Here is a 4,753-nt window from a genome sequence, read left to right as displayed (position 1 = left end):
TCGCTGTGCGGCAGGCCCAGCGCTTCACGCGCTTTGGTGGTCAGGCCACGGCCGATAATCAGCGGAATACGGCCACCGGCGCGCACTTCGTCAATCAGCACGTCGGTTTTCAGTTCGAAGGTTGCCAGCAGTTCGTCGGTTTCATGATTGCGCACTTCGCCTTTGTACGGGTAGACGTCAATCACGTCGCCCATATTCAGGTTGGCTACGTCCACTTCGATTGGCAGCGCGCCCGCATCTTCCATGGTGTTGAAGAAGATTGGTGCAATTTTGCCGCCAAGGCACAGGCCACCGCCGCGCTTGTTCGGTACATGAGGGATATCGTCACCCATGAACCACAGTACGGAGTTGGTCGCGGATTTACGGGAAGAACCGGTACCCACCACGTCACCCACGTAGGCCAGCGGGAATCCTTTTTTCTGCAGGGCTTCGATCTGCTTGATCGGGCCAACGCTGCCCGGCTGATCCGGGTCGATGCCTTCGCGGGCGTTTTTCAGCATCGCCAGCGCGTGCAGAGGGATATCAGGGCGAGACCAGGCATCCGGCGCCGGAGAAAGGTCATCGGTGTTGGTTTCACCGGTGACTTTGAAGACGGTAACGGTAATTTTGTCCGCCAGCGCAGGACGGCTCAGGAACCATTCGGCATCGGCCCAGGACTGAACAACCTGCTTAGCGTAGGCGTTGCCCGCTTTGGCTTTCTCTTCGACGTCGTAGAAGTTATCGAACATCAGCAGGGTGTGGGAAAGCGCTTTGGCAGCAATCGGCGCCAGTTTCGCATCGTCCAGCGCATCAATCAGCGGATGGATGTTGTAACCCCCCTGCATGGTGCCTAACAGTTCGATAGCTTTTTCTGGGGAGACCAGCGGGGAAGTGGCTTCGCCTTTCGCAACGGCGGCGAGGAAACCCGCTTTAACATAGGCGGCTTCGTCAACGCCCGGCGGTACGCGGTTGGTTAACAGATCTAACAGGAATTCTTCTTCGCCAGCAGGCGGATTCTTCAGCAGCTCAACCAGCGCGGCCATTTGGGTTGCATCTAAGGGTTTGGCAACAATCCCAACGGCTGCACGCTCAGCTACGTGCTCACGGTATTCTTTTAGCACGACGGTATCTCCTCGCTCTCATTGTCATATGCGGTCGGCGATCTCTTCACGCTCCTGTGAGACAGCAGTTTGTAGGGTAAAAGCCCGGTACCGCGTGGGCCAGCATAGCAGGATTTCCGGGGACTGTTAATCCGTTTACAAAAAAGCAACATTAAATATTTGCTGAATCGTTAATGTTGGTATAAGAGAATAGAAAATTGCCCTTTAAGGCGGGATTCAACCATCTGTTAGTCATATTGTTCCTTGTTTTGTTATGAAAATATTGCATATACGTAATTAACATCAATAGAGCCTGGCGGATACCTCCTTACGCGAACTTCGCGCCAGAGGGGCAACTCGTGTCAGATTTTTCCGACAACGCGCAAAATCCCTGCTTTAATCAAAAAACAAACAACAGTCTCTTTATACTCGCGGCATATCCGATCCCTCATACGGACTGTGTAGTTCTCTGGAGATCCACCATGAACTTGCCCTTTAAGCCCCACTATATTGCACTGGTGTGCAGCGCCGGGCTGCTTGCGGCGGCTGGTACGCTGTATGTGAAAAGCCGCGAACCTGCCGCTCCGGAAGCGCCGCCGGTTGCCGCCGTCGCCGCGCCGGAAGCCGCAGCGACGCCAACCTACTCCACAGCGCAAATCACCCAGTGGGTGGCGCCCATCGCCCTTTACCCCGACCCGCTGCTGTCGCAGGTGTTGATGGCCTCCACCTACCCGGATAGCGTCACTCAGGCCGTGCAATGGTCGAAAGATCATCCCGGCCAGCAGGGCGATGCGGCGGTAAAAGCCGTCGCCGGGCAGCCGTGGGACGCCAGCGTGAAATCGCTGGTCGCCTTTCCACAGCTGACGGGCATGATGGGGGAAGATCCTCAATGGGTTACCAACCTCGGCAACGCCTTCCTGGCGCAGCCACAGGATGTGATGGATGCAGTGCAAAAGCTGCGCCAGCTGGCGCAGCAGACAGGTTCGCTGAAATCGACTCCTCAGCAAACGGTGACCACCACGAAACGCGCGGTTTCCTCCACCAGCACCAGCCATGCTACCAGTAGCACCAGTAGCGCAAGCAGCTCGCCAACGGTGATCAAAATCGAACCGAGCGATCCGCAAGTGGTGTACGTTCCGAACTACAACCCGACGGTTGTTTATGGCAACAGCTGGCCTTATACCTCTGCGCCACCGGTTTATCTGCCGCCGCCCCCCGGGGAACAATTTGCCGATAGCTTCGTGCGTGGCTTTGGCTATAGCCTGGGCGTGGCGACAACCTACGCGATTTTCAGCAACATTGACTGGGATGATGACGATCACCACCACGATGATGATCACCATCACGATGACGATCATTATGATCATGGCGGCTACCAGCATAATGGCGATAACATCAATATTAATGTAAATAATTTCAATAAGATAACTGGAGCAAACCTGAGCGGCGAAACCCGCAACTGGCAGCATAATCCGGCCTATCGCGGTAATACGCCTTATCCGAATAATACGGTGGCCAATCAGTTCCACCGGACCAACGTCGCCGGCGGGCTGAGCGCCACTCACCAGACTCCGGCGTTAGTTGCCCCGCACCAGACCGATGTGGCGGGCGGCCTCAGCGCCACCCAACATACTGCGCCGAACCGTGATACACAGCGTCAAGCGGCAATGCAGCAGCTTAACCAGCGCACGCATAGCAACGGCGCGACGCCAGCGGCCGCTGACTCGCGAGACGCTCAGCGCCGCGCCGCATCGCAGCAGCTCAACCACACCGCACAGCGCAATAACTTCCGCGGCTACGACGCCCCGACGAGCCATATCGCCACGCGGAATACCCAGCCGCGTGAGGCCGCGCAGCGCATCCAGCAGTCGCATCCGCAGTTAAACGACAGCCAGCGACAGAGCCTGCAACGTGAGCGTCAGAACGGCGAGAAACTGCACCTTAATCAGGACATGATGGGCCAGCGCAGCGCATTACAGGCACAGCGTGAAGGTGCACGCAGTAATGTTTTCAGCGGCAACGAAAGCCGCGCCCCCTCCTGGCAGTCACAGCAGTCACGCGGGCTGGAGAGCCGTCGCGCTTCCGGCCTCGGCGGCGAGCAGCGTAGCGGTGGCCTTGCTGAGCACCATGAGTTCCGTCGACGCTAAAGGATAACAAGATGAAAAAGCAGATACAGATAGCGCTGCTGGCGCTGACGATGTCGCCGCTGATGGCGTGGGCGCAGCAGACGTTTTCGACGCCAGACCAGGCAGCCAGCGCGCTGGTTGATGCGGTCAGCCACGAAGACAACAGCAAGCTGGATACACTCTTCGGCGAAAACTGGCAGCAGTTTTTACCCCCTGACGGCGTTGACCAGGAGGCCGTTGCTCGTTTTCTTCGCGACTGGCGGCTCGGACATCGGATCGTCCTGCAGGGCAACACCGCCTGGCTGGATGTTGGCAACGATGGCTGGCGGCTGCCCATTCCCATAGAGAAAAACGACAAAGGCTGGGAGTTTAATATCGCCGCTGGCGAGGATGAGATCCTGACCCGCGCAATAGGCCGCAACGAGCTTTCGGCTATTGAAGCCATGCACGCCTACGTGGATGCCCAGCAAGATTACTATCAGTTGAACCACGCCTGGGCGCAGAAAATTATCAGCAGCGACGGGAAAAAGGACGGCCTCTACTGGCCCATCAAACCAGGAGAAGATCCTAGCCCTCTGGGGCCAAACTTCAGCCCTTCGGTGCCAGGTGAAGGCTATCACGGCTACCATTTCCGCATTATCGCCAACGGCGATAAAGGCGAAGTCGCTCTGCTGGCCTGGCCGGTTGAGTGGGGGCAAACGGGCATCATGAGCTTTATGGTCGATAAGACCGACCGCGTTTACGAAGCGAACTTAGGTGCAGAGACGGCGCAAAAAGCGCAGGCGATTACCCAGTTCTCACCGGACTCCAGCGTCGGCTGGAAGGCCGTCGCCGAATAAAAAAATACCCGGCAGCGTGGAGACGCTGCCGGGTATTTTAAAACCTCAATGTGCTCTTACCCCTGATGAGGCATGAGCTCTGGATGGCCTTTCACCGGCGGTTTGCTGCTGGTCAACGCGGCTTCATCCGCACTGATGCTGCCGGAGTTATCCGCCCAGACGCCTTCCTGCGTTTTTGTCACCTGCTGATGCTGTGCATTCAGATCCTGTCCCATCGCCGCAATATGCGTGCTCTCGGTACCGCCGCTGTTATCCGCCCAGGGGATGGTGGCGTCCTGCGCAAAAGCCATACCGGAAATCAGGGTCGCAGCCAGCGCTGCCGTTGTCAGAATCGTTTTCATATCTAGCACCTCAATTTATTAGCATGCTACTATTTTATATCGTTATTATTATTCAAATAACGGCAAGATATAACAGAACGTTTCCCGAGGGGACGGCTAATACGGGGGCAAATAACGGGATCGTCGCGTACAGCGGACGTTGGTCGATTGAGCACCGCCGGCATGTGTTACCAGCCTCACAATCTTTGCTACGCTTCGACACAGCTTTGTGACAGAAAGCATAAAAAAAGCGGCCCTCAGGCCGCTTATGTCATTCCGATAACCGGGAAAAAGAATTACTTCTTCTTCGCTTTCGGGTTCGGCAGGTCGGTGATGCTACCTTCGAACACTTCGGCAGCCAGGCCCACGGACTCGTGCAGAGTCGGGTG

General features: G+C 56.7%; 4 protein-coding genes and 1 pseudogene. 2 read left to right on the top strand and 3 right to left on the bottom strand.

From position 1 onward, the window contains the following. A pseudogene (locus ACW14G_RS22225) lies at positions 1-1,100 on the bottom strand (bifunctional aconitate hydratase 2/2-methylisocitrate dehydratase); the annotation flags it as partial. Between the two features lie 461 nt (positions 1,101-1,561). Between ACW14G_RS22225 and ACW14G_RS22220 the strand changes: the two are divergent. After that, complete coding sequence (locus tag ACW14G_RS22220) at positions 1,562-3,226, top strand: DUF3300 domain-containing protein (RefSeq protein ID WP_167576764.1); 1,665 nt, start codon at positions 1,562-1,564, stop codon at positions 3,224-3,226. An 11-nt stretch (positions 3,227-3,237) separates the two neighbouring features. Then, on the top strand, positions 3,238-4,044 hold the full coding sequence (locus ACW14G_RS22215; RefSeq protein WP_223803297.1) for a DUF2950 family protein: 807 nt from the start codon (positions 3,238-3,240) through the stop codon (positions 4,042-4,044). Between the two features lie 56 nt (positions 4,045-4,100). Here the strand turns inward: ACW14G_RS22215 and ACW14G_RS22210 are convergent, their stop codons facing one another. Both ACW14G_RS22210 and ACW14G_RS22205 read right to left on the bottom strand, forming a co-directional pair. Continuing rightward, the gene (locus ACW14G_RS22210) at positions 4,101-4,385 is read right to left on the bottom strand and encodes a hypothetical protein (RefSeq protein ID WP_163448039.1); all 285 of its coding nucleotides are present in this window, start codon (positions 4,383-4,385) and stop codon (positions 4,101-4,103) included. 275 nt (positions 4,386-4,660) lie between these two features. Then, positions 4,661-4,753: hypothetical protein (locus ACW14G_RS22205; RefSeq protein WP_251122747.1), on the bottom strand; the 93-nt coding region annotated here is incomplete at its 5' end.

The organism is Kluyvera sp., assembly GCF_965301105.1.
This window is presented reverse-complemented; position numbering and strand designations above follow the sequence as displayed.